The organism is Streptomyces sp. NBC_00271, from assembly GCF_036178845.1.
Lineage (GTDB): Bacteria > Actinomycetota > Actinomycetes > Streptomycetales > Streptomycetaceae > Streptomyces.
The window spans coordinates 8,622,661-8,641,790 of sequence record NZ_CP108070.1 but is presented as its reverse complement, the minus strand read 5'-3'; the positions used below and the strand labels follow the sequence as shown (position 1 = coordinate 8,641,790).

Annotated in this window: 18 protein-coding genes; 13 read left to right on the top strand and 5 right to left on the bottom strand. The window is 70.2% G+C overall.

The genetic code is table 11. The features are described 5' to 3' along the window. Positions 1 to 125: 125 nt before the first annotated feature. The 10 genes from OG798_RS39050 (at position 126) to OG798_RS39005 (ending at position 9,429) form a co-directional block, all read left to right on the top strand. Positions 126 to 1,820 (top strand): nitrite/sulfite reductase, encoded by a 1,695-nt coding sequence (locus OG798_RS39050; protein ID WP_328758495.1) that lies wholly within the window; start codon positions 126 to 128, stop codon positions 1,818 to 1,820. Further along, entirely contained in the window at positions 1,817 to 1,996 is a 180-nt protein-coding gene (locus OG798_RS39045; RefSeq protein ID WP_095852031.1) for a hypothetical protein, read from the top strand. The genes OG798_RS39050 and OG798_RS39045 overlap by 4 nt, the downstream gene beginning before the upstream one ends. Beyond that, positions 1,993 to 2,739, top strand: coding sequence for a phosphoadenylyl-sulfate reductase (locus OG798_RS39040; protein ID WP_095852032.1), 747 nt, complete (start codon positions 1,993 to 1,995; stop codon positions 2,737 to 2,739). The genes OG798_RS39045 and OG798_RS39040 overlap by 4 nt, the downstream gene beginning before the upstream one ends. Continuing rightward, positions 2,736 to 3,308 (top strand): adenylyl-sulfate kinase, encoded by a 573-nt coding sequence (gene cysC, locus OG798_RS39035; RefSeq protein ID WP_095852033.1) that lies wholly within the window; start codon positions 2,736 to 2,738, stop codon positions 3,306 to 3,308. The genes OG798_RS39040 and cysC overlap by 4 nt, the downstream gene beginning before the upstream one ends. Further along, a complete protein-coding gene (gene cysD / locus OG798_RS39030) occupies positions 3,305 to 4,243 on the top strand; it encodes a sulfate adenylyltransferase subunit CysD (protein ID WP_095852034.1) in 939 nt (312 codons plus the stop codon). The genes cysC and cysD overlap by 4 nt, the downstream gene beginning before the upstream one ends. A gap of 2 nt (positions 4,244 to 4,245) precedes the next feature. Then, positions 4,246 to 5,601 (top strand): sulfate adenylyltransferase subunit 1, encoded by a 1,356-nt coding sequence (locus tag OG798_RS39025; RefSeq protein ID WP_095852035.1) that lies wholly within the window; start codon positions 4,246 to 4,248, stop codon positions 5,599 to 5,601. Positions 5,602 to 5,833: 232 nt separating this feature from the next. After that, entirely contained in the window at positions 5,834 to 6,949 is a 1,116-nt protein-coding gene (locus tag OG798_RS39020) for an aliphatic sulfonate ABC transporter substrate-binding protein (protein ID WP_328758494.1), read from the top strand. Positions 6,950 to 6,985: 36 nt separating this feature from the next. Further along, positions 6,986 to 7,774 (top strand): ABC transporter ATP-binding protein, encoded by a 789-nt coding sequence (locus OG798_RS39015; RefSeq protein ID WP_095857712.1) that lies wholly within the window; start codon positions 6,986 to 6,988, stop codon positions 7,772 to 7,774. After that, positions 7,761 to 8,681 (top strand): ABC transporter permease, encoded by a 921-nt coding sequence (locus OG798_RS39010; protein ID WP_095852038.1) that lies wholly within the window; start codon positions 7,761 to 7,763, stop codon positions 8,679 to 8,681. Before OG798_RS39015 ends, OG798_RS39010 begins: the two co-directional genes overlap by 14 nt. A gap of 7 nt (positions 8,682 to 8,688) precedes the next feature. Continuing rightward, positions 8,689 to 9,429 carry a sirohydrochlorin chelatase gene (locus OG798_RS39005; protein WP_328758493.1) on the top strand — a complete coding sequence of 247 codons (741 nt, stop codon included), beginning with the start codon at positions 8,689 to 8,691 and terminating at the stop codon, positions 9,427 to 9,429. Between the two features lie 4 nt (positions 9,430 to 9,433). On the opposite strand, the gene OG798_RS39000 is transcribed toward OG798_RS39005, so the two are convergent. From OG798_RS39000 to OG798_RS38990, 3 genes are all read right to left on the bottom strand, one after another. Beyond that, entirely contained in the window at positions 9,434 to 12,040 is a 2,607-nt protein-coding gene (locus tag OG798_RS39000) for a fibronectin type III domain-containing protein (RefSeq protein WP_328758492.1), read from the bottom strand. A gap of 163 nt (positions 12,041 to 12,203) precedes the next feature. Next, complete coding sequence (locus tag OG798_RS38995; RefSeq protein ID WP_097227419.1) at positions 12,204 to 12,797, bottom strand: TIGR03086 family metal-binding protein; 594 nt, start codon at positions 12,795 to 12,797, stop codon at positions 12,204 to 12,206. Between the two features lie 10 nt (positions 12,798 to 12,807). Then, positions 12,808 to 13,845 (bottom strand): ketopantoate reductase family protein, encoded by a 1,038-nt coding sequence (locus OG798_RS38990; RefSeq protein WP_328758491.1) that lies wholly within the window; start codon positions 13,843 to 13,845, stop codon positions 12,808 to 12,810. A 39-nt stretch (positions 13,846 to 13,884) separates the two neighbouring features. Here OG798_RS38990 and OG798_RS38985 point away from each other — a divergent pair, with 39 nt between their 5' ends. Further along, positions 13,885 to 14,715 (top strand): aldo/keto reductase, encoded by an 831-nt coding sequence (locus OG798_RS38985; RefSeq protein WP_328758490.1) that lies wholly within the window; start codon positions 13,885 to 13,887, stop codon positions 14,713 to 14,715. 34 nt (positions 14,716 to 14,749) lie between these two features. Then, positions 14,750 to 15,616 carry a transglutaminase-like domain-containing protein gene (locus tag OG798_RS38980; protein ID WP_267063067.1) on the top strand — a complete coding sequence of 289 codons (867 nt, stop codon included), beginning with the start codon at positions 14,750 to 14,752 and terminating at the stop codon, positions 15,614 to 15,616. Here the strand turns inward: OG798_RS38980 and OG798_RS38975 are convergent. Beyond that, a complete protein-coding gene (locus OG798_RS38975) occupies positions 15,597 to 15,974 on the bottom strand; it encodes a nuclear transport factor 2 family protein (RefSeq protein ID WP_328758489.1) in 378 nt (125 codons plus the stop codon). The genes OG798_RS38980 and OG798_RS38975 overlap by 20 nt on opposite strands. Beyond that, positions 15,967 to 16,515: a DUF1697 domain-containing protein gene (locus OG798_RS38970; protein WP_095852045.1), complete on the bottom strand. Its 549-nt coding sequence runs from the start codon at positions 16,513 to 16,515 to the stop codon at positions 15,967 to 15,969. Before OG798_RS38970 ends, OG798_RS38975 begins: the two co-directional genes overlap by 8 nt. Positions 16,516 to 16,791: 276 nt before the next feature. Between OG798_RS38970 and OG798_RS38965 the strand changes: the two genes are divergently transcribed. Beyond that, positions 16,792 to 19,056 carry an MMPL family transporter gene (locus tag OG798_RS38965; protein ID WP_121414732.1) on the top strand — a complete coding sequence of 755 codons (2,265 nt, stop codon included), beginning with the start codon at positions 16,792 to 16,794 and terminating at the stop codon, positions 19,054 to 19,056. The last annotated feature ends 74 nt before the right edge of the window (positions 19,057 to 19,130 follow it).

The following is a 19,130-nucleotide window of genomic DNA, read 5'->3' as shown; positions in this document are numbered from 1 at the left end:
CAGCCGACATTCTCCCTTTTGCGTCCCTCTGCGCAATGACGCGCGCGTACTTTCCGTATGCGCCCATATGCGCAGTTGAGAGCCGCTCTCCTTCCTGTCCCGCAGTCCCGAAGGACGTATCAACCATGGCCGCCACCCCGCAGAATCCCGCCGCCGCGCCCCGCCGCAAGGTGAGTCGTCACCGCGGCGAGGGTCAGTGGGCCGTGGGTCACTTCACCCCGCTCAACGGAAACGAACAGTTCAAGAAGGACGACGACGGTCTCAATGTGCGGACACGCATTGAGACGATCTACTCGAAGCGCGGCTTCGACTCGATCGACCCCAACGACCTTCGTGGACGTATGCGCTGGTGGGGGCTGTACACCCAGCGCAAGCCCGGGATCGACGGCGGCAAGACCGCGATCCTGGAGCCGGAGGAGCTGGACGACAAGTACTTCATGCTGCGCGTCCGCATCGACGGCGGCCGGCTGACCACCGAACAGCTGCGCGTCATCGGCGAGATCTCGCAGGAGTTCGCGCGCGGCACCGCCGACCTCACCGACCGCCAGAACGTGCAGTACCACTGGATCCGTATCGAGGACGTCCCCGAGATCTGGAACCGGCTCGAAGCCGTCGGGCTGTCCACCACCGAGGCCTGCGGTGACACGCCCCGCGTCATCCTCGGCTCGCCCGTCGCCGGCATCGCCGAGGACGAGATCATCGACGGCACCCCGGCCATCGACGAGATCCACCGCCGGATCATCGGCAACAAGGACTTCTCGAACCTGCCCCGCAAGTTCAAGTCCGCGATCTCCGGCTCGCCGCTGCTCGACGTGGCGCACGAGATCAACGACGTCGCCTTCGTCGGCGTGAACCACCCGGAGCACGGCCCCGGCTTCGACCTCTGGGTCGGCGGTGGCCTCTCCACCAACCCGAAGATCGGCCAGCGCCTCGGCGCCTGGGTCCCGCTGGACGAGGTCCCGGACGTCTACGAGGGCGTCATCTCGATCTTCCGCGACTACGGCTACCGGCGCCTGCGCACCCGCGCCCGTCTGAAGTTCCTGGTCGCCGACTGGGGCGTGGAGAAGTTCCGCCAGATCCTGGAGGACGAGTACCTCGAGCGGAAGCTCGTCGACGGTCCGGCCCCCGACCAGCCGGTCGCCCGCTGGCGCGACCACGTCGGTGTGCACCGCCAGCAGGACGGCCGCTTCTACGTCGGCTTCGCGCCGCGCGTCGGCCGCGTGGACGGCACCACCCTCACGAAGATCGCCGAGCTGGCCGCGGCGCACGGCTCGGGCCGGCTGCGCACCACCGTCGAGCAGAAGATGGTCGTGCTCGACGTGACGGAGGACCAGGTCGACTCGCTGGTGGAGGGCCTCGAAGCCCTCGACCTGACCGTCAAGCCCTCCACCTTCCGGCGCGGCACCATGGCCTGCACCGGCATCGAGTACTGCAAGCTCGCGATCGTCGAGACCAAGGCGCGCGGTGCTTCCCTGATCGACGAACTCGAGCGCCGCATCCCCGAGTTCGAAGAGCCCATCACCATCAACATCAACGGCTGCCCGAACGCCTGCGCCCGCATCCAGGTCGCGGACATCGGTCTCAAGGGCCAGCTGGTCCTGAACGACGAGGGCGAGCAGGTCGAGGGCTTCCAGGTGCACCTGGGCGGCGCGCTCGGCCTGGAGGCCGGCTTCGGCCGCAAGGTCCGTGGCCTGAAGGTCACCTCGGACGAACTGCCCGACTACATCGAGCGGGTCCTCAAGCGCTTCCAGGCGGAGCGCGAGGACGACGAGCGCTTCGCCACCTGGGCCGCCCGTGCGAGCGAGGAGTCGCTGTCGTGAGCGAGCGAGCGGCTCCCTTCTACTGCCCCTACTGCGGCGACGAAGACCTCCGTCCGAGCGAGCAGGGTCACGGCGCGTGGGAATGCGCGGCGTGCAACCGGGCCTTCCAGTTGAAGTTCCTCGGGCTGCTCGCCCGTGGGGTTCAGCGCAACGAAGGTGGAGGGGACGAGAAATGACGACGATTCAGAAGGATCGGGAAGATCAGGACGGCCGGGAAGGCCGTACTGCGGAGGACCTGAAGCGCCTCGCCGAGCAGGCGGGGCGCGACCTCGAGGACGCCTCGGCCCTGGAGATCCTCCAGTGGGCCGTCGAGACCTTCGGCAAGACGTTCTGCGTGACCTCCTCCATGGAGGACGCGGTCGTCGCCCACCTCGCCTCCCGCGCCCAGCCGGGCGACAGCCAAGTCGACGTGGTCTTCCTCGACACCGGCTACCACTTCCCCGAGACCATCGGCACCCGGGACGCGGTCGAGGCCGTGATGGACGTCAACGTCATCACCCTCACCCCGCGTCAGACCGTCGCCGAGCAGGACGCCGAGTACGGCCCCAAGCTGCACGACCGCGACCCCGACCTGTGCTGCGCCCTGCGCAAGGTCAAGCCCCTGGAAGAGGGCCTGACCAGGTACGACGCCTGGGCGACCGGACTGCGCCGCGACGAGTCCCCGACCCGGGCGAACACCCCGGTCGTCGGCTGGGACGAGAAGCGGCAGAAGGTCAAGATCTCGCCGATCGCCCGCTGGACGCAGGACGACGTGGACGCGTACGTCGCCGAGCACGGCGTCCTCACCAACCCGCTGCTGATGGACGGCTACGCCTCCGTCGGCTGCGCGCCCTGCACCCGCCGTGTGCTGGAGGGCGAGGACGCCCGCGCCGGCCGCTGGGCGGGACGTTCCAAGACCGAGTGCGGGCTGCACGGATGACCACGACCACCCAGATCTCCCAGGAGCAGCAAGTGACGACCGGAGCCACCATCTGGCTCACGGGTCTGCCGAGCGCCGGCAAGACCACCATCGCGTACGAGTTGGCCGGCCGGCTGCGCGACGAGGGCCACCGTGTCGAGGTGCTCGACGGCGACGAGATCCGCGAGTTCCTCTCGTCGGGCCTCGGTTTCTCGCGCGAGGACCGCGACACGAACGTGCAGCGGATCGGATTCCTCGCCGAGCTGCTCTCCCGCAACGGCGTCAAGGCGCTCGTCCCGGTGATCGCGCCGTACGCCGACAGCCGCGAGGCGGTCCGGGGGCGTCACCAGACCGGCGGCACCCCGTACCTGGAGGTGCACGTGGCGACGCCGGTCGAGGTCTGCTCCGTACGCGATGTGAAGGGGCTGTACGCCAAGCAGGCCGCGGGGGAGATCTCGGGGCTGACCGGCGTCGACGACCCGTACGAGGAGCCCGTGTCGCCCGATCTGCGCATCGAGTCGCACACCCAGTCCGTGCAGGAGTCCGCGGCCGCGCTCCATGCGCTGCTCACCGAAAGGGGTCTCGCATGACGACCGTCGCCAGTGTCTCCGAGGAGACGGACAGCAGCCCGTACGCGCTCTCGCACCTGGACGCCCTGGAGTCGGAGGCCGTCCACATCTTCCGTGAGGTCGCGGGCGAGTTCGAACGGCCGGTGATCCTCTTCTCCGGCGGCAAGGACTCCATCGTCATGCTGCACCTCGCCCTGAAGGCCTTCGCCCCCGCCGCGATCCCCTTCACCCTGCTGCACGTCGACACCGGACACAACTTCCCCGAAGTCCTCGAATACCGCGACCGCACCGTCGAGAAGCACGGACTGCGGCTGCACATCGCCTCCGTACAGGACTACATCGACCGCGGAATCCTGCGCGAACGCCCCGACGGCACCCGCAACCCCCTGCAGACCGTGCCCCTCACCGAGAAGATCCAGTCCGAGCGCTTCGACGCCGTCTTCGGCGGCGGACGCCGCGACGAAGAGAAGGCCCGCGCCAAGGAACGCGTGTTCTCACTGCGCGACGAGTTCTCCCAGTGGGACCCCCGACGCCAGCGCCCCGAACTGTGGCAGCTCTACAACGGCCGCCACGCCCCCGGTGAACACGTCCGCGTCTTCCCCCTCTCCAACTGGACCGAACTGGACGTCTGGCAGTACATCGCCCGCGAAGGCATCGAACTGCCCGAGATCTACTTCGCGCACGAGCGCGAGGTCTTCCAGCGGTCGAACATGTGGCTGACCGCCGGTGAGTGGGGCGGCCCGAAGGACGGCGAGACGGTCGAGAAGCGGCTCGTCCGCTACCGGACCGTCGGCGACATGTCGTGCACCGGCGCCGTCGACTCCGACGCGACCACGCTGGACGCCGTGATCACCGAGATCGCCGCCTCCCGGCTCACCGAGCGGGGCGCCACCCGCGCCGACGACAAGATGTCCGAGGCCGCGATGGAAGACCGCAAGCGCGAGGGGTACTTCTAGACATGACCAGCACCACCGAACCCACCGAGCCGCTGTCGGTCGAGCAGTTGTCGGCGACCACGCTCCTGCGCTTCGCGACCGCCGGTTCCGTCGACGACGGCAAGTCCACGCTGGTCGGACGACTGCTGCACGACTCCAAGTCGGTCCTGACGGACCAGCTGGAGGCCGTCGAGCGCGTCTCGGCGAGCCGCGGCCAGGACACCCCCGACCTCGCCCTCCTCACCGACGGCCTGCGCGCCGAGCGCGAGCAGGGCATCACCATCGACGTCGCCTACCGCTACTTCGCGACGGCGCGCCGCCGGTTCATCCTCGCCGACACCCCCGGGCATGTGCAGTACACCCGGAACATGGTCACCGGCGCCTCGACCGCCGACCTGGCCGTCGTCCTCGTCGACGCCCGCAACGGCGTCATCGAGCAGACCCGCCGGCACGCCGCCGTCGCCGCACTGCTGCGTGTCCCGCACGTGGTCCTCGCCGTCAACAAGATGGACCTCGTCGAGTACAAGGAGTCCGTCTTCGCGGCGATCGCCGAGGAGTTCACGGCGTACGCCTCCGAGCTGGGCGTTCCCGAGATCACCGCGATCCCGATCTCGGCGCTCGCCGGTGACAACGTGGTGGACGCCTCCGCGAACATGGACTGGTACGGCGGCCCGACGGTCCTGGAGCACCTGGAGACGGTCCCGGTCAGCCACGACCTGGGGCACTGCCACGCCCGTCTGCCCGTGCAGTACGTGATCCGCCCGCAGACCGCCGAGCACCCCGACTACCGGGGGTACGCCGGTCAGATCGCCGCCGGCAGCTTCCGGGTCGGCGAGAGCGTGACCGTGCTGCCCTCCGGGCGCACCACGAAGGTCGCCGGGATCGATCTGCTGGGCAAGCCCGTCGACGTGGCGTGGACCCCGCAGTCGGTGACCCTCCTGCTGGAGGACGACATCGACGTCTCGCGCGGCGACCTGATCGTGCCGAGCAAGGACGCGCCCCCGACCACGCAGGACGTCGAGGCGACCGTCTGCCACGTGGCCGACCAGCCGCTCACCGTCGGCCACCGGGTGCTGCTCAAGCACGGCACCCGCACGGTGAAGGCGATCGTCAAGGACATCCCGTCCCGGCTGACCCTCGACGACCTGTCGCTGCACCCGCACCCGGGTCAGCTGGTCGCCAACGACATAGGCCGCGTCAAGATCCGTGCCGCCGAACCGCTTCCGCTCGACTCGTACGCCGACTCCCGGCGCACCGGCGCGTTCATCCTGATCGACCCGGCGGACGGCACCACGCTGACCGCGGGCATGGTCGGCGAGTCGTTCGCCGCGCCGCAGCCGGTCAAGGACGAGGGCGACGACGACGGGTGGGACTTCTGACATGACACCCACCGACTTCTACTCCACGTTCGCCAAGGAGGGCGGCCGCGTCGGCAGCGGCGCCCTCGGCAGCGGGCAGGGCGGAGTGGCGCGATGTGCGGAATGACGTACGCGCACTGCCTGCGCGCCCCGTCCCCCCACCCGACGTCCCGGTTGCGACGACGAAGACCTGCCGACCTCCCGGCCACGACCTGAAAACGTGACCGCCGGGCCAACGAGAGGAACCCCTCCCGTGCCTGCCATCCGCTCCAACCTCGTACGCCGTGGCATAGCCGCCGCCGTCGCACTCCCCCTGCTCGCGCTCGCCGCGTGCAGCTATGGCTCCGACTCCAAGGACTCCTCGTCCTCGAAGGAGAAGGTCGCCGCCGGATCCTCGAAGATCGACGGTGTCGACACCGTGAAGATCGGCTACTTCGGCAACCTCACGCACGCGACCGCTCTGGTCGGCCGCCAGGAAGGCCTCTTCCAGAAGGCGCTGGGCGGCACGAAGGCGGAGTACTCCATCTTCAACGCGGGCCCCTCCGAGATCGAGGCGCTCAACTCGGGCTCGATCGACATCGGTTGGATCGGCCCCTCGCCCGCGATCAACGGCTTCACCAAGTCCCAGGGCAAGAGCCTGCGCATCATCGGCGGTTCGGCGTCCGGCGGCGTGAAGCTCGTGGTGAACCCGAAGAAGATCAAGTCCCTGAAGGACGTCAAGGGCAAGAAGATCGCGACCCCGCAGCTCGGCAACACGCAGGACGTGGCGTTCCTCAACTGGATCGCGGACCAGGGCTGGAAGGTCGACGCGCAGAGCGGCAAGGGCGACGTCTCGGTCGTCCGTACGGACAACAAGATCACCCCGGACGCCTACAAGTCCGGCTCCATCGACGGCGCCTGGGTGCCGGAGCCGACCGCGTCCAAGCTGGTCGCCGAGGGCGGCAAGGTCCTGCTCGACGAGGCCTCGCTGTGGCCCGACAAGAAGTTCGTGATCACGAACATCATCGTGTCGCAGAAGTTCCTCAAGGAGCACCCGAAGGTCGTCGAGGCCGTGCTGAAGGGCTCGGTCGACACCAACAAGTGGATCAACGCCAACCCCGACCAGGCGAAGGCGGCGGCCAACGCCCAGCTGAAGGTCGACTCCGGCAAGGAGCTCCCGGCGAAGGTGCTCGACCCGGCCTGGAAGTCCATCCAGATCACCAATGACCCGCTGGCCGCCACCCTCAACACCGAGGCGGAGCACGCGGTGAAGGCGGGCCTGCTGGAGAAGCCGGACCTGGGCGGGATCTACGACCTCACGCTCCTGAACAAGGTCCTGGGGGCCGCGGGCGAGAGCACGGTCGCCGACGCCGGCCTCGGCGTCAAGTAAGGACCCACACCGATGAGTTCCCAGGAGGTGACGACCATGGCCACGACCCTCGCCAAGGCCGCCGACGGCGCCGAAGTGGTGGAGCACGCCGCCCGGATCGAGCATGTCTCGAAGTCCTTCGCCGGACCCGCGGGGCCCCAGCTCGTCCTCGACGACATCACCCTCGATGTCGCGCCGGGCGAGTTCGTCACCCTCCTGGGGGCCTCGGGGTGTGGAAAGTCGACGCTGCTCAACCTGGTCGCGGGCCTCGACGCCCCGACCGCGGGCAGCATCACGACCAACGGGCGTCCGGCCCTGATGTTCCAGGAGCACGCCCTCTTCCCGTGGCTGACCGCGGGCAAGAACATCGAGCTCGCGCTGCGGCTGCGCGGCGTCGCGAAGTCCGAACGCCGCGACCGTGCGGAGGAGTTGCTCGAACTCGTCCGGCTGAAGGGCGCGTACGGGAAGCGGGTGCACGAGCTGTCCGGCGGTATGCGCCAGCGCGTCGCGCTGGCCCGCGCGCTCGCCCAGGACAGCCAGATCCTGCTGATGGACGAGCCGTTCGCTGCGCTGGACGCCATCACACGGGACGTCCTGCACGACGAACTGACCAGGATCTGGCGCGAGACGCGGCTGTCCGTCCTCTTCGTCACCCACAACGTGCGTGAGGCGGTGCGGCTGGCCGAGCGGGTCGTCCTGCTGTCCTCGCGCCCGGGCCGGGTGGCCCACGAGTGGCGGGTCGACATCCCGCAGCCGCGTCGCATCGAGGACGCGGCCGTGGCGGAGCTGTCCGTCGAGATCACCGAACAACTGCGTGGGGAGATCCGCCGCCATGGCCAGCACTGAGACGAAGGCCGACGCGGCCGACCAGCACGTCAAGGACAGCACCGGCAGCGACATGGCGGGCCTGGAAGCGGGCCTCGACGCCCTGGAGACGGCCGCGCATTCGGGTCGGCCGGGCTTCCGCCAGACCTTCGTCGAGAAGATACTGCCGCCGCTCGTAGCCATCGCCCTGGTGCTGGTGGTGTGGCAGGCGCTGATCTCGTTCAAGGTCGTCACCGACCCGAGCAAGCTGCCCTCCCCGTCCGACGTCTGGGGCGAGGTCAAGAACGCCTGGCTGCAGGGCACGCTGCTCGGTTACATCTGGACGAGTGTCTCGCGCGGTCTGGTCGGGTTCCTGTTCGCCCTGGTGATCGGTACGCCGCTGGGTCTGCTGGTGGCCCGGGTGAAGTTCGTCCGCGCCGCGATCGGCCCGATCCTCTCCGGGCTCCAATCGCTGCCGTCCGTGGCCTGGGTGCCGCCGGCCGTCATCTGGCTGGGCCTGAACAACTCGATGATGTTCGCGGTGATCCTGCTCGGTGCCGTCCCGTCCATCGCCAACGGCCTGGTGTCGGGCGTGGACCAGGTGCCGCCGCTGTTCCTGCGGGCGGGCCGCACGATGGGCGCGACGGGCCTGCGCGGGACCTGGCACATCGTGATGCCGGCCGCGCTGCCCGGCTATCTCGCCGGTCTGAAGCAGGGCTGGGCGTTCTCCTGGCGCTCCCTGATGGCGGCGGAGATCATCGCCTCCTCCCCCGACCTGGGCATCGGCCTCGGTCAGCTGCTGGAGAACGGCCGCACCGCCAGTTCCATGTCGATGGTCTTCCTCGCCATCTTCCTCATCCTGTTCGTCGGTATCGCCATCGACCTGCTGATCTTCAGCCCGCTGGAGCGGTGGGTGCTGCGCAGCCGCGGTCTCCTGGTGAAGAGCTGAGCCCGTCATGACGAGTCGCCCGGTCCTCCTGGTCATCGCCCACGGCAGCCGCGATCCGCGCCATGCCGCGACGGTGCACGCCCTCGTACGGCGTGTGCGGGCCCGGCGTCCGGGCCTGCGCGTGGAGACCGGCTTCCTCGACTTCAACATCCCCTCGGTGCCGGCGGTGCTGGAGTCCCTGGCGGCGGAGAGCGTACGCGATGTAGTGGCCCTCCCCCTTCTCCTCACCCGCGCCTTCCACGCGAAGGCGGACATCCCGGCGGTCCTGCGGGAGGCCCCGGCACGGCTGCGCATCCGCCAGGCGGAGGTGCTCGGCCCCTCCCCCCTGCTGACGGCGGCGCTCGAACGCCGACTGTACGAGGCGGGGCTGACCCCCGCCGACAAGTCCTCGACGGGGGTCGTGCTGGCCTCCGCGGGGTCCACCGACCCGGAGGCGATCGCGGTGATCGCAGAAATCGCGCGGGAGTGGCGGCACACCGGTTGGTGCGCCGTGCGGCCCGCGTTCGCCTCCGCATCCCTTCCGCGCACCGAGGACGCGGTGCGCGAACTGCGCGCCCTCGGTTGCGCACGTGTCGCCGTCGCCCCCTACGTCCTCGCCCCCGGCTTCCTCCCGGACCGCATCGCCCGCGGGGCCGCCGAGGCGGACGTACTGGCCGACGTACTGGGCCCGGCGCCGGAGGTGGCACGGGTCCTGCTGGAGCGGTACGACGAGGCACGCGTCCCGCTGCTGGCGGCGCTCGGCGCCTGAACTCTCACGCCTTGGTGGTGGCCGTCACAGTGGCCGCCGGTCCCGTGCCCGCCGCCGTCACCGTCGCGATCGTGACGGTGTACGAGGTGGCAGGCCTGAGGCCTCCGATCACCCGGAACATGCCCTTCGCGGAGGGCTGGCCGACCAGCACGTCCCGGCCCGTGACGTCGATCGGGGCGCGGCCGTCGGAGACGGTGACGCGGTAGCCGACGACCTTGGCGTCGCCGGTCGCCGTCGGCGGGGTCCAGGCCACGGTGGCCGCGGTGGACGCCGTACGCAGCTTGGGGCCGGTCGGTACGCCCGGCAGCGCGGTCACGGCGGTCGGGGTCAGCGGGAGCGAGGCGAGCGACGGGGCACTGGTGCCGTGGGCGTTGTTCGCGGTGACGGTGACCGTGAGCGGGCCGGCCGACGCGGGCAGTCCACCGATCCGTACGACCGCCGTGCGCTTGAACTCGGCCGCGCCGACGGCCTGTTCGCCCACCTGGCGCCCGGACGCGTCGTACGCCCGCGCCGTGTAGCCGGTCACCGGTGAACCGCCGTCCACGAAGCTCGGGTTGAAGGTCACGTACAGGGCGTCGACGCCCGCCGTGCTCGTACCGACACGGGAGGGGGCCTCCGGGGTGGAGTCGGCGCCGACGCGGCGGTTCAGCAGTCCACGGTGGGCGGGTTCGAGTCCCGCGTTGCCGATGATCTGCGACGGTACGTCGGACGGGGCCGCCATGATCTTGTTGCCGGTCGTCACCAGGCCCTTGTTGTCGCCGTCGGCGGTTCCCTCCTCCCACCAGTTGTCCTTGACGAGGGTCGGGTCGTTGTTGCCGAGGGTGTCGCGGTAGTCGGTGTGACGGGAGGCGACGTTGGCGTAGGAGGCGTTGTAGAGGACGTTGCCCTCGACCGTCTCGTAGGTGCAGCCGTTGTCGGTGTAGACGTTCTTGCCCAGGCCCCACTGGTCGTGGATGACGTTGCCGGTGACCTTCTCGCCGTCGGCCAGGGAGGTGCCGGTCAGTCCCTGGGTGTAGATGCCGCCGCCGTCGTCGAGCATCTGCATGTAGTCGAAGATCAGGTTGTCGCGGACCGTGTTGTCGTGGCTGGGGTTGGGGGTCGCCGGGTCGCCGATCTTGTCGGGCCAGCCGCCCCAGCCGAGCGAGACGGAGCTGTAGCCGACGTGGTCGATCTGGTTGTGGGCGATCGTGGTGCTCTGGGTCCAGCCGTTGAGGATCGCCACGCCACCGTGGAACTCGCGGGGCAGGCCGTAGAGGTGATTGTCCGTCACCCGCACTCCGGAGGCCGGGGTTTGTCCGTCCACTCCGCCGATCTCCAGTCCGTTGCCGGAGATGTCGGTGAAGACGCTGCCGCTGACCGTGGAGTCCTTCGAGCCGGTGCCCAGGTCGAGGCCGGAGGCGCCGAGATGGGCGAAGACGTCGTCGCTGAACGCGATGCGCTGCCCGTGGGTGAAGGAGACGTTGCCCGGCATCTTGGTCCAGGACGCGAAGGGGCAGGTGCCGCCCTCGACGTACTGACACAGGCCCTGGGTCGCCCAGCCCTTCTCGCCGGTGATGGTGTAGCCCGCCTGGATCTCGGAGAAGCCCTCGGGCCCCGAGGGGGTGAGCCAGGTGGCGTAGCTGAACTGCAGGCCTCGGAAGGCGAGATCGTGGACGGGCGCGGTGGCCGTGCCCCGTCCGTCGATCAGTTTCTCGGCCTGTGCCGCCTCGACGTCGGCGCGCGCGAGGTTCTCGCCCTTGCGGGGCAGGTAGTAGACCCGGTGCGCGGTGCGGTCGAGGTACCACTCGCCGGGCTGGTCCAGGAGTTCGTAGGCGTTCTCGATGTACGTCGCCCTGCCGCCGTTGGTGAGGTGGCCGGGCCCGACCATGCTGACCGTGCGGCCGGGGATGTCCGGGAACTCGACCCGCTTGTTGGAGTTGTCCCAGCACGGCTGGACCATCGTGATCGTGGTGCCCTCGGTGGCGGCGACGCGGCAGCGCGGCTCGGTCCACTGGCCCAGGCCGTTGCGCTCGACGTTCCACAGGGACTCGCCGCTGGTGTAGACGAACTCGGCGTCGGAGGGGTGCTTCCAGTGCGCGAGTGTGTCGGAGGACGCCGTGTATCCGGTGGCGGTCTGGGTGAGGGTCACCGGCACGGCCCCGCGGGCGCGCTGGGCGCGCACCCCGTCGACGTACAACTGCCGGGTGTCGGTGAGGCCTTGGGGAGCGGGCGCGGACCACAGGCCCGGCCTCCCGGCGACCGGGCGCCAGCCCTGGACCTGTCGACCACCGCTGACGACGGTGTTCCCGGTGCCCTGCCAGATCACCTGGTGGCCGCCGGTGCCCGAGTCCCGGGCGTCGAGGGTGAGGGGTGTGGTCCGCCGGTAGGTACCCGAGGCGAGGTGGACCGTCAGGTCGCCCTTCATCCCCGTGACGCGCTCGCGGACGAGGTCGCGGGCGCGTTCCAGGGTGCGTACGGGGTGGCGGGCGGTGCCGTTCGCGTGGTCGTTCCCGCTCGGGGAGACGTAGAGGTCGGAGGTCGCGGGCTGGGCGGAGGACACGGCGCCCGGAATTCCGAGGGCCAGGACCGTGGAGATCAGGGTGACTAGGGCGGCTCTTCGGCGCATGGGCATGTTCCCCTCCCGTGGGATCAGCCTGTACCCAACGCCGAGAAAGGTAGGATCTATGATGTGCCACCGTCAATGAATGCGACAGGAACGGCGTAACTCCCTTCTGTCGGACACCTATTCATCCGAGCAGCGTTCATGTCCCGGACCACTGTTCAGCCGAAGGACATCAGGCCATCCGCGGATCCCGGCCACTGTGCGCCAGGGCCCGATCGAACAGGGGCGCGTCGTCGGGAACCGGCACCGGGTCGGCGAAGCCGTCGTACTGGCGGTACAGGTCGGCGTGCGTGTCGACGACGTCCAGAACGAACCGGGCCGCGCCGTCCGAGATCCGCAGCTCCTGGCCGGTGGCCGTCGCGACGTCCCAGCCGTGTACCGCCATCTCCTTGACGATCATCGAGGCGATGTCGGCGGCGGGCATCTTCGCCATCCCGAGGTCGACCTCGCCCTCCCACACCGCGGGGTCGTCCCAGGCGGCCACGGCACGGTCGAGCTGCTCGGCGTACGCCCGCGCCCAGCCGGGATCCGCCGTGAAGTCGCGGCCGGTCAGCTCCTCGGCGAGCTGCTTGCGCAGCGCACGGTGCTCCAGGCCGTGCGAGGTGTAGAGGACCCAGTGGTTCACCAGGGTGCGCAGGTCCCAGTCCGGGCAGTGCGTGGGACCCGGCTCCGCCAGCTGCGCCGCCGTGACACCGCCGGCCACCCGGGCGGCCTCGGCGGCGCACTCCACCATGTACGGGTGCACGTTCTTGTACGGATTGCTCATGCGCTCCACGCTAGGGACGCGGCGCGCGCTCCTCTTGAACAAACGCGACAGCCTCGTCGGCGAGGCGTACGAGCTCCGCGACGGGCAGCGACCCCGCCGCCCTGCGCTCGCGCGCGAAGGTGTTCGCGAGCCGCTGGAGCAGCTCGTTGAGCGGGGTCGGCACCCCGTGCAGCCGCCCGAGGAGGACGATCTCGCCGTTGAGGTAGTCGGCCTCGATGGTGCCGGTGCCGCGGTCGAGGGACTGCCAGGAGGAGCCGCCGCCGCGTTCGGAGCCGTCGAAGGGCTCGAACCTGATCTTGTTGTCGCGGGCCTTCTTCTGCTCCTCCTCGCCGGTGTACGCGATGTCGGCGGCGGCCAGCACCGCCTCGCCCTCTGCGCGCACCCGTGCGAAGAGCGCCAAGCCCTCCTCGCTGGTCAGGACGCCGCTGACCGCCTCGATCGCGTTGGCGAGATTGCCGAGCAGCTTGGCGTACTGCCAGCGCGCCACGTCCGGCACGACCGGTGCCTCGAAGTGGGCCTTCTCCAGGTCGGCGGCGATGCGGCGGGCCGTCTCGTCCGTGCCGTGCGGATGGCGGCCCAGGTGCAGGATTCCGGTGAGCGGGGCGCCCGCCGCCGACACCGCGCCCGACTCGACGAGGGTCGCGGGCAGCCAGACGCAGACGCCGTACACCCGGCGGAAGCGGCGCAGCGCGATCCGGGGGCTCTCCACCCCGTTCTGCGCGCAGACCAGCGGCAGCCGTTCGGCGGCCGTGCCGCCGCCCGCCACGGGGGACGGGCCCCACGCCTCCAGGGCCGCCTCGCTGTCCTGCGTCTTCACCGCCAGGACCAGTACGTCGTCGGGGCGCAGCTCTCCGAGCGCCGCGGGCCCGTCGACCGTGGGCAGCCGGTGCGTACGTGTCCCCTCCGAGGTCATGAGCCGCAGCCCGTGCGTGCGCAGCGCCTCGTAGTGCGCTCCCCGCGCGACCAGTGCCACCTCGTGGCCCGCCTCGGCCAGCCGGCCGCCGATGGCCCCGCCGACCGCTCCCGCTCCGATGATGATGTAGCGCATGGGGACGAGCCTCGCACAGTCGTGTGTACCCTCCATTAAATGGTTTCGGAAAGCTTCGCCCTCGGCGGTCGGCCGCCGGTGCGGCGGCTCGGCTACGGCACCGCCCAGTTGACCGGTCCCGGCTACTGGGGGCCGCGCGGGGACGCCCGGGAGGCGGTGGCCGTGCTGCGGCGGGCTGTGGGGCGCGGGGTCACCCTCGTCGACACCGCCGACAACTACGGTCCCTCGATCGCCGAGGAGCTGGTCGCCGAGGCCCTGTACCCGTACGCCGAGGGCCTGTTGATCGCGACCAAGGGCGGCGTCGTGCGTACCAGCGACCGTGCCTGGCACGTCGACGGGCGGCCCGAGCGGTTGCGGGCGATGTGCGAGGCGAGTCTGCGGCGGCTGCGGCTCGAGTCGATCGGCCTGTACCAGTTGCACCGGCTCGACCCGGCCGTGCCGATGGCCGAACAGCTGGGCGTGCTCAACGAGTTGCGCGCGGAGGGCAAGATCCGGCACATCGGGCTCGACTCCGTCACCGCCGAACAGCTGGAGGAGGCACTGGAGTTGACGGACATCGCCTCGGTCCAGAACCGCTTCAACCTGCTCGACCGCGACGCGGAGCCGCTGCTGGAGCGGTGCGAGGCGCGCGGCATCGCCTTCCTGCCCTGGTTCCCGCTGGGCAACGGCTCCCTCACCGTCGCCTCGGAGTGCGCCCGGATCGCCGCCGCGCACGGGGCGACACCGGGGCAGATCGCCCTGGCCTGGCTGCTGCACCGCTCCCCGGTGCTGTGCCCGACCCCGGGCACGGGATCCCTCGCGCATCTGGAGGAGAATCTCGACGCGGGCGCGGTGCGGCTCACCGCCGAGGACATGGCGGCGCTGGGTTGACCCTTCCCCTGGGGCAAGGACGAGCATCCCGCGCATGGACCAATACCTGAAGCAGACGCCTTACAGCGATCCGGGCGACGCCCCAGACCTCGGCGGACTGCCCCGCGATCCGGGGGAACTCGCCCGCGTTGTCCGAGATCTGATCATCCATCGGGGCGAGGGCCCGCGCTTCGGCTACGCCATCCCCGAGGAACGGGTGCACGAGGACGCGGAGTCGCGTTACGCGACGGAGGTGCTGCGGATCCTCGCGGAGCGTGGGGACGCGCCGCTCACCGAACGGCGGGCGCCCGCGGAGCGGTTCGTGGGCACGTGCCGGGACTTCGCGCTGCTGCACTGCTCCCTGCTGCGGGCCACGGGGACGGCGGCCCGGCTCCGTTGTGGCTTCGCCCGGTACTTCGACGCGTACTACGCCGACCACTGGGTCACCGAGTACCGGCTGCCGGACGGCAGTTGGCGGCTGGCCGACCCGCAGGTCCACCACGGGTACGACATCGACTTCGACCCGATGGACGTGCCCCGCGACCAGTTCCTGGTGGCCACGGACGCCTGGCGGGTGTGCCGCGCGGGAGAAGCCGACCCCGGGAGGTTCGGCGTGTTCGACCTCAACGGGATCGAGGGTCTGTCGTATCACGGCCTGTGGTTCGTCCGCGCCGACGTCCTGCGCGACCTGGCCGCTCTTCACGGCGTCGAGCTGCTGCCCTGGGACGCCTGGGGCCCGGAGATCCTCGACGACGCCGCGCTCGACGCGGGCGAGCTCGCCCTGATCGACTCCGTCGCCGCGGCCGGCAGCGAGGACGAGCTGCGACGCCTGTACCGGGACCCGAGGCTGACGGTCCCGGACGAGATCGTCTCGTACACCACCTATGGCGGCGTACGAAAGGTCACGCTGGGTCGGACCTGAACGGTGTGCCCTGGTGGAAGTACAGGCGCCAGCCGTCCTCCGTCCGCCGCCACAGCGAACTCCGGTGCACCCGGCGGCCGTTGTCCTCCTCCGTGTCGAAGGTGAGGTGGACCAGGTCCGGTGCGAGCTGGACGCCCTTCATGTGTGAGGCGGTGAGGGGCCGTGACCCGGGCACGGCGTTGCCGGTCAGTTCGGCGAGGACGGAGGCGCGGTCCCACAGCCGCCCGGAGCTGCCGAACTCGTAGAAGTCGGGGTGGAGGAGTGCTCCGAGCCGCTCCGGCGAGCGGCGGACCTCCGCGTCGAGCAGCCTTAGTTCGCCCATGATGGCGGCCTCCACGGCGGGGTTGTGCTCAGGCACCGGTCAGCTCCTCGAGTTTGACGACCGTGTTCCAGTTGCGGGTGGTGGCGGTGACGCCCTTGAGGAGCCGCGGCTTCGACAGCGCCTCGGCGAGCTTGGAGCGTCCCAGGCCGTCGGGTGCGTACAGATAGAGCGCCCGGTCGCCGAGGCGGAACTCCTCCGGCAGGAACACCGCCGGGTCGACCGAGGCGAAGCGCTCGGGGTCGACGGGGCCCGAGAAGTAGGTGACGTGCAGCTGCTTGGCCTCCAGTTCGGCGGCCGGGAACGGGCAGGCCTCCCGTACGGCCCTCAGATAGGCGTGGTCGCGGACCAGTACGCCGACGCCGAAGCCGAAGTGCTTTTCTATGGCCTCGGCCAACTCGGCCGCCAGGGAGTCCTCGTCCCCGCGGTCGGTGGAGAAGACGGCGTTGCCGCTCTGGAGATACGTCTGTACGTCGCCGTGGCCGAGTTCCCCGAGCAGTGTGCGCAGCTCGGCCATCGGCACCTTCTTGTTGCCGCCCACGTTGATCCCGCGCAGCAGTGCCGCGTACGTCGTCGTCATCCGCACACCATAGGACGGCCGTCGGGCCCAGGTGGATCAACACCCGCACCCCGGTCCCGATCGGCGGCCGCACCCTGATCCGGATCCCCGAGAGGCCCGGATAGGTGTAAGGGGCCCCTGTCCTCCCCAGTGCGGAGACGACGGGGTCCGCGGGGAGGAGCCGGAGGTCCCGGGGTTCACCGGACAGCACGAGGAGACGCTCTTATCCGGCCCCTACCTTCATAAGCAGAGGTGACGGCAGGGGGCTGTCACCGTGCACAAGGGGGCTGGCCCGTCATGGGGAACGGAGACATACGGGTGCGGGGCATCGCCGCGCGGGCAGGCGGCTGGAGCGCCCGGCACCGATGGGCCGCCGTGGGAATCTGGGTGCTGTTCGTCGTCCTGGCGATGGGGCTCGGCTCGGCGGCGGGCCGCGTCGACGTCAAGGAGAGCGATCAGCTCAAGGGCGAGACACACACCGCCGCGAAGATCATCGAGGACTCGGGGATCAAGGCTCCGGCCGGTGAGAGCGTCCTGATCCAGGGGAAGGACGCGAGCGTCAAGGCGACGGACGCCGACTTCCGCGCCGCCGTCATCGCCGTCGTCAAGGCCGTCGAGGGCACCGGCAAGGTCACGGACGTGACCTCCCCGTACGACACGAAGACGATCTCCAGGGACGGGCGCAGCGCGCTCGTGCAGTTCGACATACGGGGCGACGCGGAGACTGCGGGCGACCGCGTCGAGCCGGTGCTGAACGCCGTCAAGGGCGTCCAGAAGGACCATGCGGGGCTGCGGATCGAGGAGATCGGCGGCGCCAGCATGCAGAAGACCTTCTCCGACGCGTTCGGCGACGACTTCAAGAAGGCCGAGTACTCCGCGGTGCCGGTGGCCCTCGGTATTCTGCTGATCGCCTTCGGCGCCCTGGTGGCGGCGCTGCTCCCGGTGGCGCTCGCGGTCACCGCGATCATGGCGACGATGGGCCTGATGGGCATCGTCAGCCACCTCCAGCCGATGAGCGACACCGCCAACTCCGTGATGCTCCTGGTGGGTCTGGCCGTCGGCGTCGACTACTGCCTGTTCTATCTGCGCCGTGAGCGCGAGGAGCGCGAGGCCGGCCGGGACGCCGGTGCCGCGCTGCGGATCGCCGCCGCCACCAGTGGCCGCGCCATCGTCGTCTCCGGTGTCACGGTGTGCGTGGCGATGGCCGGCATGCTCTTCACCGGGCTCGCCGAGTTCGAGGCGATGGGGCTGGCCTCGCTGATGGTCGTGGCGGTCGCCATGGTCGGCTCGGTCACCGTGCTGCCCGCGCTGCTCTCGCTGCTCGGCGAGCGGGTCGAGAAGGGCCGTCTGCCGTTCCTGCACCCGGACAAGCGGCGGGCCAGGGGCAAGCGCGTCCGGTCCGCCGAGGAGGGCAGCCGGTTCTGGAGCGCGGTGCTGCGGGTCGTCCTCGCCAAGCCCGCCGTCTCGCTGGTCGTCGCGGCCGGTACGCTGCTGGCCATCGCCGCTCCCGCCCTCGGCATGAAGACGCAACAGCTGACGCTGGACAAGGAGTTCGGCAACTCGCTGCCGATCGTGGGGACGTACAACCGGGTCAACGACGCCTTCCCCGGCGGCTCCGAGCCGGCCGAGGTGGTCGTCAAGGCGCACGACATCAACGCCGCCGACGTGAAGTCCGCGCTCGCCGACTTCCGTACCCAGGCCATCAGTTCGGGTGCCTCGCGCGGCCCGGTCGACATCAAGGTGCACGCGGCACAGAACGTCGCCTTCGTGTACGTGCCCCTCGTGGGCGGATCCGACCAGGACAAGGCGGAGAAGAGCCTTCAGCTGCTGCGCGACAAGGTGCGGCCCGACACGCTCGGCAAGGTCGACGGCGTCCAGGCGCCGATCACCGGTCAGGTCGCCGGATCGCACGACTTCAGCGACCAGTTGCTGGGCTCGGTGGCCCCGGTCTTCGCGTTCGTGGTCGTCTTCGCCTTCCTGCTGATGCTGCTCTCGTTCCGCTCGCTGACGATCGCGATCACCTCGATCGTGCTCAACCTCCTGTCGGTCGCGGCGGCCTACGGCATCCTGGTCGCCGTCTTCCAGCACGGCTGGGGCGCCTCGCTGGTCGGCGCGGAGGGCGTGGGCGCCATCATCACCTGGCTGCCGCTGTTCCTCTTCGTGATCCTCTTCGGGCTCTCGATGGACTACCACGTGTTCGTGGTCTCGCGGATCCGTGAGGCGCGGCTGCGGGGTCGGGACACCAAGGACGCGATCCGGCACGGGGTGGTCACGACGGCCGGTGTCGTCACCAGCGCCGCCGTCATCATGGTCGCCGTCTTCGCGATCTTCGGGACGCTGTCCATGCAGTCCATGAAGCAGATGGGTGTGGGCCTGGCGGCCGCGGTGCTCATCGACGCGACGATCATCCGCGGGGTGCTGCTGCCGGCCGTGATGGCGCTGCTCGGCGAGCGCAACTGGTATCTGCCGAAGTGGCTGAACCGGCTGCCGGACTTCACCCACGACGAGTCGCCGGAGGCCGTGCTCCCGCCGGCCCGGGAGGGCGAGCGGGCCGGGGTGTGACACCGTAACCGCTCAGGCATCAGGGCCTGTTGGTTCCCCAGGGAACCAACAGGCCCTTTGTCCATGCGCCCCTC